The following is an 18796-nucleotide window of genomic DNA, read 5'->3' as shown; positions in this document are numbered from 1 at the left end:
CGCGGCGGAAGCGTCTCGCTCTTCGGCATCCGCTTGAATGTCGACGGCCGCGAGGTGCGATCGGCGTCGTCGGTGGGGTGCTGGTCGCGTCGGCGCTGTTCGGGCGGCGGGTAGCGCACTTCGTCTCGGTCACTTGCTCTGTCTCGGGCGATTTGACGCCGATCATGGTCTGGCCGATGATGGCGCAGCCGCCCATGCCGCCGAAGAATCCCGACAGCATGTTCGCGACGCCCTGCGCCCACGACTCGCGCGTCTTGTCGGACTCCGCGGGGGTGACTATCCGCCCTTCCGCTTCCGCCCCCCAGCACTCCGCGGCGGATTCGCCCGAAGATGCCCACAAACCCGCGTCATAACCCGCTCCAGCACCTCCACATCCCGGTCATCCAGCGACTCGAACAGCAACCCCCGCACGACCGCGATGTGCCCGGGGAACACCTCCGCCAGCACCACCCGCCCCGCATCGGTCAGCGTCACCAGGGTGCTCCGCTCATCCTCCGGTGACGGCGACCTCGTGACCAGCCCGCGCTCCTCCAGCATCTGCGCCTGATACGTCAGCCCACTTCGGCTGTAGACGACGCCGTCCGCGAGGTCCGTCATCCGCTGCGCCCCGCCGGGGGCATCGCCCAGCCGCGCGAGCAGCTGGAACTGCACGTAGCTGAGCTTGCCGACGTCGCGCAGCTGCTTTTCGACCTCGTGCCGCAGCAGGCTGCTGACCTCGGTGAACGCGAAGTACGCCGAGAGCTCGAGCGGGGACAGCTGCGCGGGACGACTCATGACCCCAGTATAGTTTGCTTCGAATTCGAAGCAGTGCTACTGTCAGCATATGCTTCGAATTCGAAGTACTTACGAAAGGGGTGAAGACATGAAGGCAGTACGGTTCCACGAGGTCGGCGGTCCCGAAGTGCTCCGCATCGAGCAGATCGACCAGCCCACTCCGGCGGCGGGTCAGGTGCGGCTGCGCGTCGCGGCATCCGCTTTCAACGCCGCCGACAACGGCATGCGCGCCGGATTCCTGCCGATCCCGGTGAAGCTCCCGCACGTCCCCGGATACGACGTGTCCGGAACGATCGACGCCATCGGCGACGGCGTCGAGGGCTTCGCGGTCGGCGACGCGGTGATCGGGTTTCTACCGATGACCGACGATGGAGGCGCCGCCGAGTACGTCGTCGCTCCCGCCGACTCGATCGTCGCGGCGCCCACGAGCGTTCCGCTGGCGGATGCCGCCGCACTCCCGTCAGTCGCCCTCACCGCGCGCCAGGCGCTGTTCGATGACGGCGGAGTCGAAGACGGCCAGCGCGTGCTCATCGTCGGCGCCGGCGGAGTCGTCGGCAAGTACGCGATCGCCCTCGCCAAGCGTGCGGGCGCCTCCGTCATCGCGACCGCGAGCCCGCGAAGTGCGGATGCCGTGCGCGCAGCCGGCGCGGACGAGATCATCGACCACACACAGTCCACGGTGCAGGATGCCGTGACCGACCAGGTCGATCTGCTGCTCAACCTCGCCCCCATCGAACCCGACGAGTTCACCGCCATGGTCGGCCTCGTGCGCGACGGGGGAGTCGTCGTCAGCACGACCGCGTGGATGCCCGCACCCGACGACGCCGACCGCGGCGTGCGCTCGGTCGTCGTGTTCGTGCAGAGCGACGCGGACAAGCTGCGCGAACTCGTCGGACTGGCGGATGCCGGGGTGCTGACCGTCGAGGTCACCCGCCGAGTTTCGCTCGACGAGCTGCCCGCCGTGCACGCCGAAGCTGCGGAGGGACGGATTGCGGGCAAGGTCATCGTCATCCCGTGATGTGCGCATCGTGTTCAGCCGGGTGTTCACTCCGGTGGATCACCCGTAGGGCGGTTCGGGACGCGCACGAGAGCTCATTGATCAAGCGATGTATCTTTCGTTCCGCTAGATTCGCGACATGACTGTTGTTCTTACAGCCACGGATCAGAGCGGCTACCAGATCACCGACGACGATCTGCGCTTTCTCGGCATCACCCGTGACTGCTTTGATTCGTGGGCGCGAGGAGAGACGCCGCTTGCCGTATCTCCGGCTGATTACGTCGAACTCCGGCGGACTCTGTTCGACGCGCTGCGGGCCGATGGAATTGATGACGCAGACGTTCGTTTGCAAGGGAGCGCGGCCCGCTTCTTCTCCTCCCTGAAGAAGCCGATGCTTTACACCAGGGCGGAACTCGTACAGGAGTTCGCGAACCAACATCAACGGCTTCCTAGCCAGTACGAGACCTCCCGCATGGAAGAGAGGCTCGCTTCACGCTGGGCCGAGAGTGGGCCGAAACAGCGGCCGTTCGATGCGCTGTACGTGATAGGGGCGGCGAAAGAAGAGAGTGATCTCGACTTTCAGGTGTCGAGCGATGCGGCGAAGCGACTGATCGAGAGTGCCGTTCGAAATCTCCGCATCTCGCCCGATAGTGTTCGCGCAAAGCACGAGGACTACAACTTCTTTGAGAAGTACCTGACGGAATCGCAGTTCATCCGTCTCAGCCTGTGGCGGACGCGCGCAAGCGAGATGATCCGTCGGCCCGTTTCCGTCGCCATTTTTGACGCGGCTGGTCCTCCTGTGTCCACAGGCCCGGTGTCGAGCCATTTTCAGGCGACTGATTGGATGGTTAACCCGTGACTTCCGAAGACTCGAGGGAGATCGTTCCCAATCAGATCAGTCGCGGATCTGTCGCCCTGGGCGTCGATCGCGTTGCGTCACGTGTTCGGACCGAGCTGGCTGGCGGCGAAAAGGCGTCGCTGGTTGTCGACGAGACTGGAAGCAGCTCCGTTGGACTTCGCAGAATGATGGAAGATCTCGGTGTGCCCCTGGCCCGTCGCTGGGATTCGGCGCTGATCGAGAATCCGCGGGAGATCGCTCAACGCCTGGAAGCGGGCTCCGACCTCGAGTCGCGCGTCGCAGCCCGCCATCTCGCGAGCTCTCTGACACGGATGCCGGCAAAGGAGTCCGTAATCGTGCTCGTCCTCAACCCCGCCGAGCGGTCGCCCGCGGCGCGGGAGGCAACAAGGTTGGGCGCGGAGGTCTACATGCTTCCCCGACGGCGCACGACGCTTCCGTCTAACGCAGGCGTGGTCGTTCCGTGGCGTCGTGCGATCGACCTAGCCCCATTGCTCGTGGCTGTGAAGTCCGCGGACGCGAACAGATGGCGCCAGGAGTACAGGAAGCTGGCTCCGGTCCACAACCGACGTGTCACGGAACGAAGGATCGAGGACTGGGATTTTGATCTGCCTGAGGCGGACCCCCTCCTCCGGAACCCGATCGATTCGGTCGCCGAGCGGATCCAGTCACTCGATCCAGTAGTCACGGTGATTCGGGATACGCCGATCGAGTCGGTTCACGAGGGCGGCCGCCTCACTCTTGCGTCACTGCGGATGGGCGCCGGACCTACTTCCACGTTGGAGTCGTGGCAAGAGAAGATCGAAGTACTGGGAATTTCGCCGACACAGCTCAACGATCCGCACGAATGGGTGGTGGGGGGCCGCATGATTCGTCGTGACAGAGCTCTGCAGGTCACTCGCAGCTACAGTGAGGATCAATTGAACGTTCAGCTCGTATGGGGTGGCCCCGACCCTAGCCCCGGCGAGATTGTTCGCATCGAAAGCGAACTGCAAGAGCGCTTGCGTCCGAACTGAGCCAGAGGGGACCAACTCGAGTATCGCAACGAGCTTGCGCGGCCGGTTCGTTGGTCGAGCGATTTGGGTAGATCGATTGAAGGGCCCTCGACAACACCTTGAAAGCGTGGCGGCACATAATGATCTGTACCCTAAGTACTTCACGCAGTGGGAGCCGCCGCGGGTGATCCAGTGGGACAACCCGAACGAGCGCACCGCCTCAGAGAGCGGCCTGTGTCTGCAGTGGTTCCGGGCTCTCTCCGATGACTCCTGACGTCCGGCGAAGGAGTGTCGCGAGAGCCGCTGCCCTCCTCATCGTCACCGCATTTGCTTCGCTCTCGCTGGTCGCTTGCACCGCGGTCGAGCTGAGCCCTGAAGAACGCGCCCGTGAGATCGCCAAGCGTTGGGTGGACGCGAGTCGAACGGGCGACGAGGAATCGGCGCAAGCCCTGTCATGCGGCCCGATTCTCGGCGGCGTGAACTCGGACCTGCCAGAGCTCAAGAGCCACTCTCTCGAGGTCGCGTCTCAAGAAGACGGCCAATTCATCGTCGAGGTGACGGAGTCGTTCTCGGACTACCCCGTCCTGGTCACGAGGCTCGGAGTGCGCACGGACGGCGAAGCCTGCATCTCCTGGGTCCGGTGAACCGCATCGGTTAGCGTCGTCCGATGTCTGCGATCCGTCTCGTCCTGTTCGATCTCGACGGCGTGATCCGTCACTTCGACCCCGAGAACGTCGCGACCATCGAGCGGGACGGTAGGGGGCGGGTTCGTGCTCTGCGGGGGGACCGCGTTTCGTCTCGCTTCGATCGCTCAACGAACGGGAGAGGAATCCCGCCAGGTGATGCCGCGGTCGGCGATGCGAGTCCCGGCATCCTCCGCTCCGACCGGCTCGCCCACATCGGCGCCGCGTTCCAGCGACACCACGGAGTGCACGACCGAGTCGGCGTAGACGTGCACGAGGTTGTAGCCCTGCGCGGCGTCCTGACCCCGCGTCGCCCCGACGGGCTGCGCGAGATCCTGCCCGTACGCGCTCGATGATGCGACCGCGACGGGGATCCCCGCGAACGTGCCGAACGACGGGTGGTGCACGTGACCCGAGAGGATGCCGCGCACATCCGACCCGCGCAGTACCTCTGCCAGCGCCGGCTGATCGCGCAGCTCGACGGTCACCGCGAGGTCGAGCACGGTCGGCAGCGGCGGGTGGTGCATGAGCAGCAGCGTCCCGTCGGGCGCGGGCGATGCGAGCTCCGCGGCGAGCCAGGACAGCTGCTCGGCTGGGACCTCGCCCCAGTGCGCACCGGGCACGGTCGAGTCCACCACGATCACGCGCAGCCCGCCGAACCAGCGCACCCCGGTGATCGGATCAGAGCCAGACCCTGACAGCGCCAGCACAGACCGCATCGTCCCGCGGTCGTCGTGGTTCCCGGCGACCCACACGACCTCGCACCCCAGGGCCTCAGCGGCCGGGTCGACCAGGGCCCGCAGCCGCTCGTACGCCGACCCATCCCCGCGGTCGGTGAGGTCGCCGGTCATGAGCAGCGCGTCGGGCCGGAGTCCCGAGGCGATCAGCCGCGACAGCATGAGGTCGAGGTTCGAATCGGCATCCGCCCCGCTGCCGTAGAGGGGCGACCTCTCGCCGGGCAGGTGCGTGTCGGAGATGTGCACGAACGTGTGCGACGGACGGGGGTGTTCGGTGAGGATCATGTCTCTTCCAAATCGGCAAAAGGTGTCAGCGAACGGGCAGTGCGAGCAACGCGACGCGCGAACGACGGTCAGAGGGCTCCGGCGGTCGCCCCGGGCACCAGCTCCCCGGCGAACCCGCGCCGCACCGGAGTCGCCGCGTCAGAGGTCAGCAGCTCCTGCATGGTCTCGACGGCCGCGGCGGCGACCCGTTCCACGGGGATGCGCACGGTCGTGAGCCCCAGCAGGTCGGCGCCGGGAAGGATGCCGTCGCACCCCGTCACGCTCACATCGCCGGGCACCGAGAGGCCAGCGTCACGCAGAGCCCGCATGACGGCGAGCTGCCGGTAGTCCGACGCGCACATCACGGCAGTCGCGCCGCCGCGCACGGCCGACAGCGCCTCGGCCACGCCCTCGTCGGGCCGCGCCCCGGTCGACACGAGAGTCACATCGACCCCGGCATCCGTCAGCGTCTGCTGCATCGCGAGCGCCCGCAGGTGCTCCGGGAACGACGCCTCCTCGTCGCCGGCGAGCACGACCACCCGACGGTGCCCCAGCGACACCACGTGCGAGGCGAGCAGCCGCCCGTGCGCCGGATCGTCGTAGTGCGCCGAGTGGATGCGCCCCGAGGTCTCCGCGCGACCGGCGCGCAGGATCGGCACCTGGTCGGCGAACGGCTCGAGCTGCGCGGTGGTGATGCCGCCGGTCGCGACGATGAGCCCGGCGACGCGCATGCCGAGCAGTCGGTGCAGCGCGCCGACCTGCTTGGCGCCCTGCTCGTCGGCACCGATCGTGACGGTGAGCAGGTCGAGTCCCCGCTGGTGCGCTTCGTCCTGCAACCGCGAGAACAGCAGACCGTACGCAGGGTTGCTGGCGTCGCGCAGCATGAGTCCGACCGTGCCGGTGCGTCCGGCTGCGAGCTCGGCGGCCATCGTGTTCGGCACGTATCCGAGGCGCTCGGCCTCCGCGAGGATCCGCTCCTGCGTCTCGGGAGCGAACCGCCCCTCGCCCTTCAGCGCCCTCGTCGCGGTCGCGCGAGACACCCCGGCCGCGGTCGCGACGTCGGAGATCGTCACCCGAAGGGCAGGCGTCGAGTCAGAGTTCATGCGGGCGTCTTCCGCTTGCGGGGCGCTCCGGCGCGCGATCCTCGTCCGTACACGAGATACATGGTGACACCCATGATGACCATGAGCAGCACCGTGTAGACGAACGTGATCGGCATCGCGTCGAGATTGTTCTCGCCGCGGGTGCTCTCCTGAATCGCGACGCCGAGCGGCTTGTACAGCGGGTGGTAGAGGAAGATCGCCGCGTCGTAGTCGTCGAGCAGGCTGTTGAAGTTGAGCGCCGTGATCGCGGCGGCCGTCGGCAGCACGAGCGGGATCAGCACTCGGCGGAACGTGGTCAGCGACTTCGCGCCGAGGATGCGCGAGGCGTCTTCGAGCGAATCGGGCACCGACGCGAACCCGGCCTTCAGCAGCCGCAGCGTGAACGGGATCTTCACCGAGATGTACGCGATGAGCAGCAGGATCGGCGTGCCGGTGAGCACGAACCCTCCCACGATCGCGAGCGGCTTGTCGAACGCGGTCACCAGCGCGAGGGCGATGAGCACGATCGGCAGGATCCACGGGATGTGCAGCACGTACTCGATCGCCGTCGTCAACAGGTTGCGGTGCTTCTGCAGCATCCGTGCGACGAACAGCAGACCGCCGACCACGATCAGCGACGCGAGCGCGCTGTAGACGACGCTGACGATGAACGGGCGGATCGCCGACGCGCTCGAGAACACGGTGATGTAGTTGTCGAGCGTGAAGCTATCGAGGGTGATCGACCCGGCGAGGATGCTGCGCGCATCGACGAACGAGAAGATAACGATCAGCACGACGGGGATGAGGTAGATCACCCACAGCAGGTACGCGACGACGTGCACGGCGATGTTCGCGAACGGGTTGCGGATCCGCTGCTTCTGGATCGGCGTCGCCACCTTCGCGACCGAGAAGTACACGCCCGACTTCTCGAACCGGTTCATGATCGCGAGCAGGATGATCGTCGCGATGCCGAGCACGATCGCCAGCAGCGCCGCGATGTCACGCGTGATCGGACTCCGAGAGAGGTCGATGATGAGCGGCGCGACGGTCTGGAAGTCCGGGCCGCCGAGCACGAGCGGGGCCGTCAGAGCCCCGAGCCCGATGAGGAATGTGAGCACCGTGACCGCGAACAGCATCGGCTTCATGACCGGCAGCACGATGCGGCGCAGGATGGTCCACGTCGAGGCGCCCATGAGCTTCGCGGCCTCGATCGAGGCGTAGTCGACCTTGCCGAGCGACGACGACAGGAACAGCATGTGGTTCGTCGTCGTCGCGAACGTCATCACGAAGACGACCGCGAAGTAGCCCGAGAACCAGTCGCGGTCCATGTCGGGCCACCAGTTGACCATCATGTTCGTGAAGAACCCGAAGCGGCCGTAGATGAAGTTGTAGCCGGCGGCGAGCACGATGCCGCCGCAGATGAGCGTGGTCGCGTAGCCGAGCCACAGCAGACGCGCACCGCGCACCTGGAAGTACTTCGTGACCAGCACGATGAACACGCCCACCACGTTGACCGTGACCGACAGCGTGATCGCGAGCAGGAAGCTGTTGCCGAGGGTCTTCAGCGCGCGCTCGCTGCCGAACAGCTTCTCGACGGCGCGGATGCTGAACTGTCCGTCGGGGAAGAACGTGACGCCGAGCAGGGCGGCGTTCGGCAGCACGAGGAACGCGGCAGCGAACCACACCACCACGATGCCGGTCACCCAGGCGAGCGGCGAACGCAGCATCGCACGGATGCTGCCGGGGCGGCCCCTGCGGCGGGGCCGCGGTCCCGGCGTCTGCTCCTCGACGACCGCCTCGGTCGTCAGAGCGCCTGCACCTCCGGTCATGGCGGCAGACGGCGGGACCACGGGGTTCTGAGGGTTCTGAGGGTTCTGGGGATTCCGAGGGTTCTGCGGGTCGCGGGGCTCCTGCGCGTTCGACATGTCAGGCCGCCGGGTACTGCAGGATCCAGCGCGGGTCGACGTCAACGCGCACGGCGTCGCCCGGGTTCCACTGGCGAGCGCTCGCCGCCGCGGGAACGCTGACCCGCAGCGCCGCATCCGCCGCCGTGACCGTGTAGACGGAGTGGCTGCCGTGGTACGTGCGATCGACGACGGTTCCGTCGAGGGACGCCGGTGCGGCGGACGCGTCGTCAGCGCCGGCGAGGTGCAGCTTCTCGGGCCGCACGTAGCTCTCGGCCTCGGCATCCAGCCCTCCGCCGAGGCCGGCGAGCTGTGCCGGGGTGAGGCGGTTGTTCTCGCCGATGAAGCGGCACACGAACGGCGTGGCGCTGCGGTCGTAGATCTCCTCGGGCGTTCCCACCTGCTGCAGGGTGCCCGCGTCGAGCACGGCGATGCGGTCGCTGAGGGTCAGCGCCTCCTCCTGGTCGTGCGTGACGTAGACCGTGGTCACGCCGACCTCGTGCTGCAGGTCTTTCAACTGCTCGCGCAACTGCACGCGCAGCTTCGCGTCGAGGTTCGACAGCGGCTCGTCGAGCAGCAGGATGCTGGGGGTCAGCGCAAGGGCGCGGGCGATGGCCACGCGCTGCTGCTGGCCGCCCGAGAGCTCCGACACGTTCTTCTCGAGCTGCGACAGCGCGAGACCGGTGCGGTCGGCGACCTCATCGACGCGGCGGCGCTGCTCGGCCTTCGACGTCTTCTGGATCGAGAGTCCGAACGCGATGTTCTCTCGGACGTTCATGCTCGGGAACAGCGCGTAGTTCTGGAACACCATGCCCACGCCGCGCTTCTCGCTCGGCACGCGCGTGACGTCGCGACCGGCGATGTGGATGCGTCCGCCGGTGGGCTCGACGAACCCGGCCAGTGTGCGGAGGGCCGTGGTCTTGCCGCAACCCGAGGGACCCAGGAGGGTGAAGAACTCACCCTCCCGGATCTCCAGGTCGAGGTGCGAGACCGCGCGGTGATTGCCGAAGGCGACGTCGACGTCTTCGAAACGGATCATGGTGTCTTCCTCGATCGTGTCGTGTCGTGTGCGGGGGTCAGCCGATGTACTCGAGCGTGACCTTCTCGACCCAGGCGCCGAGGTTCTCGCTCACGAAGCCGAAGTCGATGTCCTGACGGGGGAGCGAGTCCATGAGCTCGACGACCTCGGGGTTGGCCTTGTCGACCGCGCCCTCGTTGACCGGCATGGCGTTGAACTCGGCGGCGAACTCGCCCTGCACCTCGGCGCTGCCGAACCAGTCGATGAACTCCTGAGCCTTCGCCTCGTTGTCGGTGCCGGCGATCTGCGCGATCTGCTCGGTCACGTACGGCACGCCGTACTCAGGGACGATCATGCCGGTCGAGGTGCCGTACTCGGCGTCACGCGCGGCGATGCCGCTCGACGGGAGCACACCGTAGTCGACCTCGTCGCGCGAGATGCGGGCGTACAGATCGGTGCCCTCGACCGCGGGGGAGCCGTTCGCGTAGTACGACTTCACCAGGTCCCAGCCCTCGTCGCTGACGCCCAGGTCGCCGTCCTCGTCGAGGTGGCGGGAGAGGATGCCGGCGAGCACGAGCTGCGGCGTCGCCTGGCCCAGTGCGGGGTTGACCTCGTAGCGGCCCGCGTACTCCTCGTCGGTCCACAGGTCCTCCTCGTCGGAGGGGGCGTCGGAGACGCGGTTCTCGTCGTAGACCGTCACGATCGCCTGCTGCACGAGCGGCCAGAACGCACCGTCGGCGGGGTCGCCCGCGTCGGCCGGAACCTCGCCGCTCCACTCGGGCTCGTACGCGGTGATGGCCTCCTCGGCCTTGAGTTGCTCGAAGAACATGTTGTTCAGGCCGAACACAACGTCGCCGACCGGGTTGTTCTTCTCGGCGATGATGCGGTTCGTCAGGTCGGCGCCGCCGAGCCCGACGATCTCGATGTCGATGCCGGCATCCGCTGCCTTCTCGGTGATCCACTCACCGCGGCCGTCGCTGTTGGAGTTCGTGTAGACGATGAGCGTGTCGTCGGAGCCACCGCCGTCGCCCGAACCGCCTTCGCCGCCGGCGTCGCCTGCGCACCCGCTCAGGGTGACGGCGGCGATCGCCGCGATCCCCAGAAGAGACCAGCGCTTGTTTCGGATGTCGACCATGGTCGCCCTTTCTCGTCATCGAGGTATGTCAGATCGACCATACCCAGAAATTGTGGCTAACGCACAATGAAGTGCGCAAATCTTGGCCGCGTTCGCGCGACCGCACTCAAGATAAACCTCGCAGGTGAACGCGAGCCTGCACCCGGGTGAACGATCACGACTCCGATAGCGTGAGAGCACACACCATGACCGGAGGGGATCACGATGTCCGCAGAAGCCACCACCACTTTCCACTCGAACGCCGACGCGGCGACCACAGCGGCTGCCGTGCAGCGCGTGCTCGCCGACAACAAGAGCAAGGTCCTCGGGCAGAGCCCCGACGGGACGCAGATCGACTTCCAGACCAAGAAGACGCTGCTGAACTGGGAGCTGCTGGGCCGCGCGAACGTCGTGCCCGCGGCATCCGGATCCGACGTGCACCTGTCGCTGAACGTGCACCACAACCGTCCGCCGGCACTCATGGACGGCGTGAAGAACAAGAAGGCCGTCGAGAAGCTCGCGGGGCAGATCCAGGCCGCGCTCGGCTAGTCGCTCGCCGCGGGTGTGTATCACCGCGATGCACCGGCACTCCTGACAGACAGACGCCGAAGGAGTCGGCGCGCCGATGCGACGGCACGTCATGCGAGTCCAGCCCCACTGCTCGATCAATCTGACGACCCCGAGGAATCGTGCGGGTTGCGCGGCAAGTACGGCAAGCCATCTGTAAAGGAATCTCGACTGTCCGGAAAACATGTAAAAAAAGCCGCGATTTTTTTACATAAATGTCGGACGTGTGAGTAACCTTTACAGATGACCTGGAGCGCTGAGACGCCGTACAACGAGCTTCCGCCGCTGCCGCCGGAGGTCGACTTCGAATCACGAGCGGTGCTGAAAGCTGCGATCCGCGCTCGCACGGCGCTGGCCGCGATGGATGAGGCGAGCAAGCGGATGCAGAACCCGATGGTTCTGGTCAACTCGATCTCACTCCTCGAGGCGCAGGCCAGCTCCGAGATCGAGAACATCGTCACGACGACGGACGAGTTGTTCCGTTTCGCGCATGATGCGACCGACTCCGCCAGCGCGGACACGAAGGAGACGCTTCGCTACCGGGCGGCGCTGTTCAGCGGACTGCGCGCTATCGCGGATCGGCCGATCTCCATCAACACGGCGATCGAGGTCTGCACCAACATCCACCAGCGCGACATGGGCGTGCGCACACTCCCCGGAACGTACATCGGCAACCAGGCCACGGGAAAAGCGATCTACACGCCCCCGACGGGTGAGCGTGTGATCCGCGACATGCTGAGCGACTGGGTCGAGTTCGTGCACACCGACGCAGACTACGATCCCCTAGTCGTGATGGCGATCTGTCACTACCAGTTCGAAGCCATCCACCCCTTCGCCGACGGCAACGGCCGCACCGGGCGCATCCTCAATGTCCTGCAGCTGGTCGCGGCGGACCTTCTCCGCGATCCGATCCTCTATCTCTCCCGATACATCATCCAGAACAAGGACGAGTACTACCGCCTGCTGTTGGCCGTCACGACCGACGGCGCGTGGGAGGAGTGGATCCTGTTCATCCTGAAGGGGATCGAGGAGACCGCCGCCGGGACGTTGGCGAAGATCGACGCGATCCAGGAGTTGCAGAACACCATGCGGATCGAGGTCAAGGAGCACACGACCGCGGGAAGTAACTCCGATCTGCTGGACGTGCTCTTCGAGAACCCCTACGCGCGCATCGGCGACGTCGTGGCACGGTGCGGCGTCTCCCGACCGACCGCGACCGGATGGCTGAACGCGCTGGTCGAGAACGACGTGCTCGTCGACTTCAAGATCGGACGCGAACGTCTGTTCGTCAACCACCGGTTCATGCGCATCCTCTCGAAGGACACGACGGACTGAGATCTACCCGGGTAGATCGCCCTACTCGAACCCGCCCGTCAACCGCTTCCGCATCCGCTGACTGCTCTCGTTCATCCCGACGATCTCCACGGACTTCCCCAGCGCGTGGTACTTCGTCTCGATCGCATCCAGCGCGGCGACGGTCGACGCATCCCACACGTGCGATCGTGAGAGATCCACCAGTACCCGCGACGGGTCATCGGAGTATGAGAACAGCGTCGTCAGATCGTTGCTCGACGCGAAGAACAGCTCGCCGGTCACGGCATACGTCACCGAATCACCAGCCGACGAGACAACACGCGAAACCGACACGAAGTGTGCCACCCGCCGCACGAACAGCACCGACGCGACCAACACTCCGCCGACGACCCCGATGGCGAGGTTGTGCGTCAGCAGCACGAGCACGACGGTGGCGATCATCACGAACGTCTCGCTCTTCGGCATCCGCTTGAGAGTCGACGGCTTCACGGAGTGCCAGTCGAACGCCCCGATCGCCACCATGATCATGACCGCGACGAGCGCCGCCATCGGGATCGTCGCGACGAAGTCGCCGAACACGACGACCAGGACGAACAGGAACAGTCCGGCGCAGAACGTCGAGATCCGGGTCCGCGCGCCTGACGCCTTGACGCCGATCATGGTCTGGCCGATGACCGCGCATCCGCCCATGCCGCCGAAGAATCCAGACAGCATGTTCGCGACGCCCTGCGCCCACGACTCACGGGTGTTGTCGGAGTGGGTGTCGGTGATCTCGTCGACGAGCTTCGCGGTGAGCAGCGACTCCATGAGGCCGACGAGCGCGACCCCGAGCGCGAACGGCGCGATGATGCCGAACGTCTCCCACGTCCACGGTATGTCGGGCAGGAAGAGCGACGGCAGACTCCGCGGCAGCTCGCCCTGGTCGCCGACCGTCGGCACCGTGATGCCCATCGTCAGCACGACCGCGGTCACGATGATCACCGACACGAGCGGCGCCGGCACGATCTTCGTGATCCGCGGCATGACAATCATGACCAGGATGCCGAGGGCCACGAGCGGATACACGAGCCACGGCACATCGATCAGCTGCGGGAACTGCGAGCTGAACACGAAGATCGCGAGCGCGTTCACGAACCCGACCATGACGCTGCGGGGGATGAACCGCATGAGCTTCGCGACGCCGAGCACCCCGAGGATCACCTGGAAGACACCGGCCAGGATCACGGTCGCGATGAAGTAGTCCATCCCGTACGTCGGAGCGACGGGCGCGATCACGAGCGCCACGGCTCCGGTCGCCGCGGTCACCATCGCCGGACGCCCGCCGAGGAACGCGATCGACACCGCCATGATGAACGACGAGAACAGGCCGACCTTGGGGTCGACGCCCGCGATCACCGAGAACGCGATCGCCTCGGGGATCAGCGCCAGTCCGACGACGAGTCCCGCCAGGACCTCGCGCGTCAGCATCCGCGGACTCTTCAGCGCGTCGAGAACAGAAGGCTTCGCCCGATAGCGGGCACGATCATCGACCGTGAGTGCAGACATGGGGGATGCTCCAGAGAAGGGCCACGCGAATGGGGCCGACAGTCCAGAGTAGAGCGGATGCCACGGGCTCGCCGCCGCCGGAGCTCATCACCCGTTTCGTTTCGCTTCGCTCGCTCCACGACCTGAGGGTTTCCGCGGTAAGAGGTGCTTCACTCGGCCGGATTCGCGGAATCCGGCCGAGCGAAGCGCACATCACCGAGCGAACGACCTCAGCCCCGCCGCGCCAACCCCGCCACTGCGGCTCCGGCCACCGTGACCGCCGCGGCCCCGAGGAACAGCCACGAGAACCCGCCGGTCAGGGCCTCCGGCGCAGAGACCCCGGCCGAGGTCAGCGTCTCGGTCCGCAGCGAGGCGACGGTGCCGAGCACGGCGAGCCCGAGGGCGCCGCCGATCTGCTGGCTGGTGTTCACGAGCCCGCCGGCCAGTCCGGCCTCGCCGCCCTCGACGCCATCGACCGACAGCTGCGTCGCGGTGACGAACGCGCCGCCGAGGCCGACGCCGATGAGCAGGGTGGGCCCCAGCAGCTGCGCGACGAATCCGGCATCCGCGGGCGCGAACGACAGCCACACGAGACCCGCGGCCAGCACGAGCAGCGATCCGATCAGCGTCGCGGTCAGGCCGAGGCGCTGCACGAGCGCGGGGACGACGCCCGCGACGACGACGAGCGCTCCGGCGAGGGGCAGCTGCGAGAGCCCGGTGGTGAGCGCGTCGTAGCCGAGCACCGCCTGCATGTAGACGGAGAGCGCGAAGAACAGCGCGACCATTCCGGCGCCGACGAGCAGCACGACCGCGTTGCCGATCGACAGGGTGCGGTTGCGGAACACCCTGAGCGGGACGAGCGGGGATGCCGTGCGGCGCTCGATCGCGACGAACGCGGCTCCGAGCCCGACGGCGGCGACGAGAAGCACGAGAGGGAGCGCGTGCAGGATGCCGACCTGCTCGACGGCACTGAGGGCACCGACCACTGCGACCAGCGCACCGGTGATGGTGACGGCGCCCCACACGTCGAGCCTCTCGCTCGGCGACGCGGTGTCGCGCGAGATCAGCAGCGGCACGGCGACGAGCACGACGATGCCGACGGGGACGTTCACGAAGAACACCGACTGCCACCCGAACGCTCCGGTGAGCACCCCGCCGAGCAGCACGCCGGCGGCCGAGCCGATCCCGGCGACCCCGCCCCACACGCCGAGCGCCTTCGAACGGTCACGCGCCTCGGGGAACAGCTGCGTCAGCAGTGCGAGCGCCGACGGAGCGAGCAGCGCGGCCGACACCCCCTGCAGGGCACGCGCCGCGAGCAGCATCTCGCTCGAGAACGACAGGCCGGCCAGAGCGGATGCCCCGACGAACCCCGCCGTGCCGAGGAGGAAGATCCGGCGGTGGCCGTACCGGTCGGCGAGGCGTCCTCCGAGCAGCAGCAGTCCGCCGAACGCGAGGACGTAGGCCGTGATCACCCACGCCAGCGCGGCGGTGCTCATGTCGAGCTGATCGCCGAGCACGGGCAGTGCGATGTTGACGATCGACGCGTCGAGCACGACGAGGAACTGCGCGAGAGCGAGGAAGGTCAGTGCCAGCCAGCGCCGGGTGCTCCGGGCGGTTGTAGCGGGTGCGGACGTGGTGAAAGCCATGGCGAACTCCTTGTCGATAGTGGTGTTAGTGAGTGGTCACTCACTTGAGAGGGCATGAAGAAGCGAGCCCGGGCGGGATGGCTCACTCGGGGTGACGGATGCCGTGCGCGACGATCTTCGCCCACGGCGCACTGCTCTCGTCCACGCGCGCCGTGACGATCAGGTGGCAGAGCTGCCCGTAGGCGATGAAGCGCTGCACGGCGTCGTCGCTCCCCGCCGAGCGCTGCCGCACGAACTCGGTGACCTTCGCGAGGCCGGCGCGCAACGCATCGCCGATCTCGGGGATCTCCGCCGCGGACTGCGCATGCACCTGCAGCATCAGCAGTGACCGGTCGCGGATGAGGTCGGCGTACGCCTCGCCCATCGCATCCAGCACCTCGTCGGGGGTGGGGGACTCGGCCGCATCGGCTCCGACATCCAGAGCTTCGACGATGCGCTCGAAGCACGCCTCGAGCGCTGCGACGAAGAGCTGCTCCTTGCGCGGGAACAGCTTGAAGACGTACGCCGGCGAGATCTTCGCCTCGCGAGCGACATCGGCCACGGTCGTGCGGAAGTACCCGCCCCGAGCGAACTCCGCCAGTGCCGCCGCCGCGACCAGGGGGCGGCGGACGTCGGCGGTGGAGAGGACAGGGGTGCGCGGGGTCATGGAAGCGACTGTACGCGCATGAGAGTGATTGGTCAATCACTCTCAGGCGGCAGTCATCAGGCCCGTGGGTGCCGAACCGGCGCGAAAGCAGAATGCCAACCTGAGACGATCAATATAGGCGATAGTGATGCATGAAGCATCCATTGCGATTGTCGTTTTGATCCCGCATTTGGCGACGGTGCCCCGCACGGCGGATACTCGACGCATCTGCTCCGACCGCCTCGGGGTAGCTGACATCATGACCTCCACGCCTTCTCCCGCCCTCGCGCCGACCATCGCCGTCCTCGGCGCCGGACGGCTCGGCACTGTCCTCGCCGGCGCCCTGCGCGCGGCCGGCTTCACCGTCCATGGCCCTCTCAGGCGCGACGCGGAGTTCTCGACCGTCGACCTCGCGATCCTCTGCGTGCCGGATGCTGCGATCTCTGACGCCGCGGCAACCGCCCGCTCGCGGGCCCACCGCCTCGCCCACGTCTCCGGGGCCACCGGGCTCGACGGCGTCGACCTCAGCATCCATCCCCTGCAGACGTTCACGGGCGGGGAGCCGCCCGAGGTGTTCGCCGGAATCGGGGCCGCCGTCGACGGACGGACGGATGTCGATCTCGCACTCGCCACGGAGATCGCCACGACCCTCGGCATGCACCCGTTCCGGGTCGACGACGCGCACCGCGCGAGCTATCACGCCGCAGCATCCTTCGCGTCGAACTTCGTGCTCACGGTGCTCGACGCGGCCGAGGAGCTCGCGAACGAGGCCGGGGTCGAACGCGCGCACCTCGTGCCGCTCGTGCGGCAGGCCGTCGAGAACTGGGCCGCGTCCGGCACGGCTGCCGTGCTCACCGGGCCCATCGCCCGCGGCGACGAGGAGACCGTGGCACGGCAGCGCGCGGCATCCGGCCGCCGGGGCGACCTCTTCGACGCGCTCGCCGCCGCGACGCGCGACCTCGCCGGACGGGAGGACGACGCATGAGGATCCTCCGAACGATCGCCGAGGTGCGCGCCGCTGTCGGCGATGCGCGCGCCGAGGGGCGCACGGTCGGACTCGTCCCCACGATGGGGGCGTTCCACGAGGGGCACCTGTCGCTCATGCGCGAGGCGCGGATGCACCACGGCCTCGTCGTCGTGTCGCTGTTCGTCAACCCGACCCAGTTCGGGCCGAACGAAGATCTCAGCACCTACCCGCGCGATGAGACCCGCGATGCGGCGCTCGCCGAGAGTGTGGGCGTCGACATCCTGTTCGCACCGGATCCGTCGGAGATCTACCCGGACGGTTTTGCGACGACGATCCACGTCGCCGGCATCACCGAGGTGCTCGACGGCGCGAGCCGCGGCGCCCACCACTTCGACGGCGTCGCGACCGTCGTCACGAAGCTCTTCGGCATCGTCCGCCCCGACTGCGCGTACTTCGGGCAGAAGGACGCGCAGCAGGTGCTCGTCGTGCGCCGCGTCGTGCGCGACCTCGACCTCGGGGTGCGGATCGTCGCCTGCCCGATCGTGCGCGAGCCCGACGGACTGGCGATGAGCTCGCGCAACGTCTATCTCGACGCGGAGGCCCGCGCACAGGCCACCGCGCTGAGCCGGGCGCTCGACGCGGCAGAGATCGCGCACGCGGCGGGCGACAGTATCCTGCCCGCCGCTCTGGCGGTGCTCGCGGAGGCGGGGATCGATCCCGAGTACCTCGAACTCCGGGATGCCGAGACTCTCGCCCCGGTCGAGAGGGTCGACCACGACGCCCTGCTGCTCGTCGCCGCCCGCGTCGGCGCCGCCCGCCTGATCGACAACCACCTGCTGAGGAGGAGCCCCGCATGAGCGCCCACGCCGCTCCGTCGCGACGCCTGACGATCGCCGATCTCGCTCGCAAGAAGGACGCTGGTGAGCCGATCGTCATGGTCACCGCCTACGACCACCCCGGCGCGCAGATCGTCGAAGACGCCGGCGTCGACATGGTGCTCGTCGGCGATTCCGCCGCGATGACCGTGCTTGGCTACGACAGCACCGTGCCCGTCACGATCGACGAGATGCTCATGCTCACCAAGGCCGTGCGGCGCGGACTGTCGCGGCCCCTCCTCGTGGGCGACCTGCCGTTCGGATCGTACGAGGCCTCCGATGCCCTCGCGCTCGAGACCGCGCAGCGGTTCGTGAAGGAGGCGGGCGTCGACCTCGTCAAGATCGAGCGAGGTGGCACGACGGTGGCGCGAGCCCGTGCGCTGGTCGACGCCGGCATCCCCGTCGTCGGACATGTCGGCCTCACGCCGCAGACCGCGACCGCGCTCGGCGGCTTCCGCGCGCAGGGGCGCACCGCCGAGGCCGCGCTCGCCGTGATCGACGACGCCCTCGCACTGCAGGATGCCGGAGTCTCGCTGCTCGTCGTCGAAGCCGTGCCCTCGGCGGTGACGGCGGCGCTCATGCCCCTGCTGCGTGTGCCGGTGATCGGCATTGGAGCCGGAGGGGATGCCGACGGCCAGGTGCTCGTCTTCCACGACCTGCTCGGCATCTACGACGGACCCGCAGCGACCTTCGTCAAGCGGTACGCCGACGTGCGCGCGGCATCCGTCGCCGGGGTCTCGGCCTACGCGAGCGAGGTGCGGTCGGGAGAGTACCCGGCTCCCGAGCACGGGTATGGGATGCCGGAGGCCGAGGCCGCGCGGCTGCAGGAGCTGCTCGCGGAGCGGTAGAACTCG

Annotated in this window: 19 protein-coding genes; 10 read left to right on the top strand and 9 right to left on the bottom strand. The window is 67.5% G+C overall.

Features of this window, described 5'->3' with window-relative positions:
• Positions 1-276: 276 nt before the first annotated feature.
• The gene (locus RAC69_RS14490; protein ID WP_375087437.1) at positions 277-774 is read right to left on the bottom strand and encodes a MarR family winged helix-turn-helix transcriptional regulator; all 498 of its coding nucleotides are present in this window, start codon (positions 772-774) and stop codon (positions 277-279) included.
• A gap of 88 nt (positions 775-862) precedes the next feature.
• Between RAC69_RS14490 and RAC69_RS14485 the strand changes: the two genes are divergently transcribed.
• The 5 genes from RAC69_RS14485 (at position 863) to RAC69_RS14465 (ending at position 4266) form a co-directional block, all read left to right on the top strand.
• Positions 863-1792, top strand: a complete 930-nt coding sequence (locus RAC69_RS14485; RefSeq protein WP_375087436.1) for an NADP-dependent oxidoreductase — start codon at positions 863-865, stop codon at positions 1790-1792.
• A 118-nt stretch (positions 1793-1910) separates the two neighbouring features.
• The gene (locus RAC69_RS14480; protein WP_375087435.1) at positions 1911-2630 is read left to right on the top strand and encodes a hypothetical protein; all 720 of its coding nucleotides are present in this window, start codon (positions 1911-1913) and stop codon (positions 2628-2630) included.
• The gene (locus RAC69_RS14475; protein ID WP_375087434.1) at positions 2627-3643 is read left to right on the top strand and encodes a hypothetical protein; all 1017 of its coding nucleotides are present in this window, start codon (positions 2627-2629) and stop codon (positions 3641-3643) included. The genes RAC69_RS14480 and RAC69_RS14475 overlap by 4 nt, the downstream gene beginning before the upstream one ends.
• A gap of 106 nt (positions 3644-3749) precedes the next feature.
• Positions 3750-3896, top strand: coding sequence for a hypothetical protein (locus RAC69_RS14470; protein WP_375087433.1), 147 nt, complete (start codon positions 3750-3752; stop codon positions 3894-3896).
• Positions 3886-4266, top strand: coding sequence for a hypothetical protein (locus tag RAC69_RS14465; RefSeq protein ID WP_375087432.1), 381 nt, complete (start codon positions 3886-3888; stop codon positions 4264-4266). The genes RAC69_RS14470 and RAC69_RS14465 overlap by 11 nt, the downstream gene beginning before the upstream one ends.
• A gap of 167 nt (positions 4267-4433) precedes the next feature.
• Here the strand turns inward: RAC69_RS14465 and RAC69_RS14460 are convergent, their stop codons facing one another.
• From RAC69_RS14460 to RAC69_RS14440, 5 genes are all read right to left on the bottom strand, one after another.
• The gene (locus RAC69_RS14460; protein ID WP_375087431.1) at positions 4434-5327 is read right to left on the bottom strand and encodes a phosphodiesterase; all 894 of its coding nucleotides are present in this window, start codon (positions 5325-5327) and stop codon (positions 4434-4436) included.
• Between the two features lie 68 nt (positions 5328-5395).
• Complete coding sequence (locus tag RAC69_RS14455; RefSeq protein WP_375087430.1) at positions 5396-6409, bottom strand: LacI family DNA-binding transcriptional regulator; 1014 nt, start codon at positions 6407-6409, stop codon at positions 5396-5398.
• Positions 6406-8217, bottom strand: a complete 1812-nt coding sequence (locus RAC69_RS14450) for an ABC transporter permease (RefSeq protein WP_375087429.1) — start codon at positions 8215-8217, stop codon at positions 6406-6408. The genes RAC69_RS14455 and RAC69_RS14450 overlap by 4 nt, the downstream gene beginning before the upstream one ends.
• A gap of 97 nt (positions 8218-8314) precedes the next feature.
• Positions 8315-9331 carry an ABC transporter ATP-binding protein gene (locus RAC69_RS14445; protein WP_375087428.1) on the bottom strand — a complete coding sequence of 339 codons (1017 nt, stop codon included), beginning with the start codon at positions 9329-9331 and terminating at the stop codon, positions 8315-8317.
• A 37-nt stretch (positions 9332-9368) separates the two neighbouring features.
• On the bottom strand, positions 9369-10445 hold the full coding sequence (locus RAC69_RS14440) for an extracellular solute-binding protein (RefSeq protein WP_375087427.1): 1077 nt from the start codon (positions 10443-10445) through the stop codon (positions 9369-9371).
• Positions 10446-10649: 204 nt separating this feature from the next.
• Between RAC69_RS14440 and RAC69_RS14435 the strand changes: the two genes are divergently transcribed.
• Complete coding sequence (locus RAC69_RS14435; RefSeq protein WP_375087426.1) at positions 10650-10973, top strand: hypothetical protein; 324 nt, start codon at positions 10650-10652, stop codon at positions 10971-10973.
• A 261-nt stretch (positions 10974-11234) separates the two neighbouring features.
• Positions 11235-12326, top strand: a complete 1092-nt coding sequence (locus tag RAC69_RS14430; protein ID WP_375087425.1) for a Fic family protein — start codon at positions 11235-11237, stop codon at positions 12324-12326.
• A 21-nt stretch (positions 12327-12347) separates the two neighbouring features.
• On the opposite strand, the gene RAC69_RS14425 is transcribed toward RAC69_RS14430, so the two are convergent.
• From RAC69_RS14425 to RAC69_RS14415, 3 genes are all read right to left on the bottom strand, one after another.
• The gene (locus RAC69_RS14425; RefSeq protein WP_375087424.1) at positions 12348-13850 is read right to left on the bottom strand and encodes a SulP family inorganic anion transporter; all 1503 of its coding nucleotides are present in this window, start codon (positions 13848-13850) and stop codon (positions 12348-12350) included.
• Positions 13851-14059: 209 nt separating this feature from the next.
• Complete coding sequence (locus RAC69_RS14420) at positions 14060-15475, bottom strand: MFS transporter (RefSeq protein ID WP_375087423.1); 1416 nt, start codon at positions 15473-15475, stop codon at positions 14060-14062.
• Positions 15476-15557: 82 nt separating this feature from the next.
• Positions 15558-16121 carry a TetR/AcrR family transcriptional regulator gene (locus tag RAC69_RS14415; protein ID WP_375087422.1) on the bottom strand — a complete coding sequence of 188 codons (564 nt, stop codon included), beginning with the start codon at positions 16119-16121 and terminating at the stop codon, positions 15558-15560.
• Positions 16122-16359: 238 nt separating this feature from the next.
• Here RAC69_RS14415 and RAC69_RS14410 point away from each other — a divergent pair, with 238 nt between their 5' ends.
• Genes RAC69_RS14410 through panB form a run of 3 tightly spaced genes read left to right on the top strand, consistent with a single transcriptional unit; the run spans position 16360 to position 18790 of the window.
• Positions 16360-17085, top strand: a complete 726-nt coding sequence (locus tag RAC69_RS14410) for a DUF2520 domain-containing protein (protein WP_375087421.1) — start codon at positions 16360-16362, stop codon at positions 17083-17085.
• Positions 17082-17924, top strand: coding sequence for a pantoate--beta-alanine ligase (gene panC, locus RAC69_RS14405; protein WP_375087420.1), 843 nt, complete (start codon positions 17082-17084; stop codon positions 17922-17924). The genes RAC69_RS14410 and panC overlap by 4 nt, the downstream gene beginning before the upstream one ends.
• Positions 17921-18790 carry a 3-methyl-2-oxobutanoate hydroxymethyltransferase gene (gene panB, locus RAC69_RS14400; RefSeq protein WP_375087419.1) on the top strand — a complete coding sequence of 290 codons (870 nt, stop codon included), beginning with the start codon at positions 17921-17923 and terminating at the stop codon, positions 18788-18790. The genes panC and panB overlap by 4 nt, the downstream gene beginning before the upstream one ends.
• Positions 18791-18796: the final 6 nt, after the last annotated feature.

Origin of the sequence: Microbacterium sp. LS_15, assembly GCF_041954735.1 — a bacterium.
Classification (GTDB): Bacteria; Actinomycetota; Actinomycetes; order Actinomycetales; family Microbacteriaceae; genus Microbacterium.
This window is presented reverse-complemented; position numbering and strand designations above follow the sequence as displayed.

Coding starts and splice junctions, on each gene's coding strand:
- RAC69_RS14490 (WP_375087437.1), bottom strand. CDS start 774: ATGAGTCGTCCCGCGCAGCTGTCCCCGCTCGAGCTCTCGGCGTACTTC.
- RAC69_RS14485 (WP_375087436.1), top strand. CDS start 863: ATGAAGGCAGTACGGTTCCACGAGGTCGGCGGTCCCGAAGTGCTCCGC.
- RAC69_RS14480 (WP_375087435.1), top strand. CDS start 1,911: ATGACTGTTGTTCTTACAGCCACGGATCAGAGCGGCTACCAGATCACC.
- RAC69_RS14465 (WP_375087432.1), top strand. CDS start 3,886: ATGACTCCTGACGTCCGGCGAAGGAGTGTCGCGAGAGCCGCTGCCCTC.
- RAC69_RS14460 (WP_375087431.1), bottom strand. CDS start 5,327: ATGATCCTCACCGAACACCCCCGTCCGTCGCACACGTTCGTGCACATC.
- RAC69_RS14455 (WP_375087430.1), bottom strand. CDS start 6,409: ATGAACTCTGACTCGACGCCTGCCCTTCGGGTGACGATCTCCGACGTC.
- RAC69_RS14450 (WP_375087429.1), bottom strand. CDS start 8,217: ATGACCGGAGGTGCAGGCGCTCTGACGACCGAGGCGGTCGTCGAGGAG.
- RAC69_RS14445 (WP_375087428.1), bottom strand. CDS start 9,331: ATGATCCGTTTCGAAGACGTCGACGTCGCCTTCGGCAATCACCGCGCG.
- RAC69_RS14440 (WP_375087427.1), bottom strand. CDS start 10,445: ATGGTCGACATCCGAAACAAGCGCTGGTCTCTTCTGGGGATCGCGGCG.
- RAC69_RS14435 (WP_375087426.1), top strand. CDS start 10,650: ATGTCCGCAGAAGCCACCACCACTTTCCACTCGAACGCCGACGCGGCG.
- RAC69_RS14430 (WP_375087425.1), top strand. CDS start 11,235: ATGACCTGGAGCGCTGAGACGCCGTACAACGAGCTTCCGCCGCTGCCG.
- RAC69_RS14425 (WP_375087424.1), bottom strand. CDS start 13,850: ATGTCTGCACTCACGGTCGATGATCGTGCCCGCTATCGGGCGAAGCCT.
- RAC69_RS14420 (WP_375087423.1), bottom strand. CDS start 15,475: ATGGCTTTCACCACGTCCGCACCCGCTACAACCGCCCGGAGCACCCGG.
- RAC69_RS14415 (WP_375087422.1), bottom strand. CDS start 16,121: ATGACCCCGCGCACCCCTGTCCTCTCCACCGCCGACGTCCGCCGCCCC.
- RAC69_RS14410 (WP_375087421.1), top strand. CDS start 16,360: ATGACCTCCACGCCTTCTCCCGCCCTCGCGCCGACCATCGCCGTCCTC.
- panC (WP_375087420.1), top strand. CDS start 17,082: ATGAGGATCCTCCGAACGATCGCCGAGGTGCGCGCCGCTGTCGGCGAT.
- panB (WP_375087419.1), top strand. CDS start 17,921: ATGAGCGCCCACGCCGCTCCGTCGCGACGCCTGACGATCGCCGATCTC.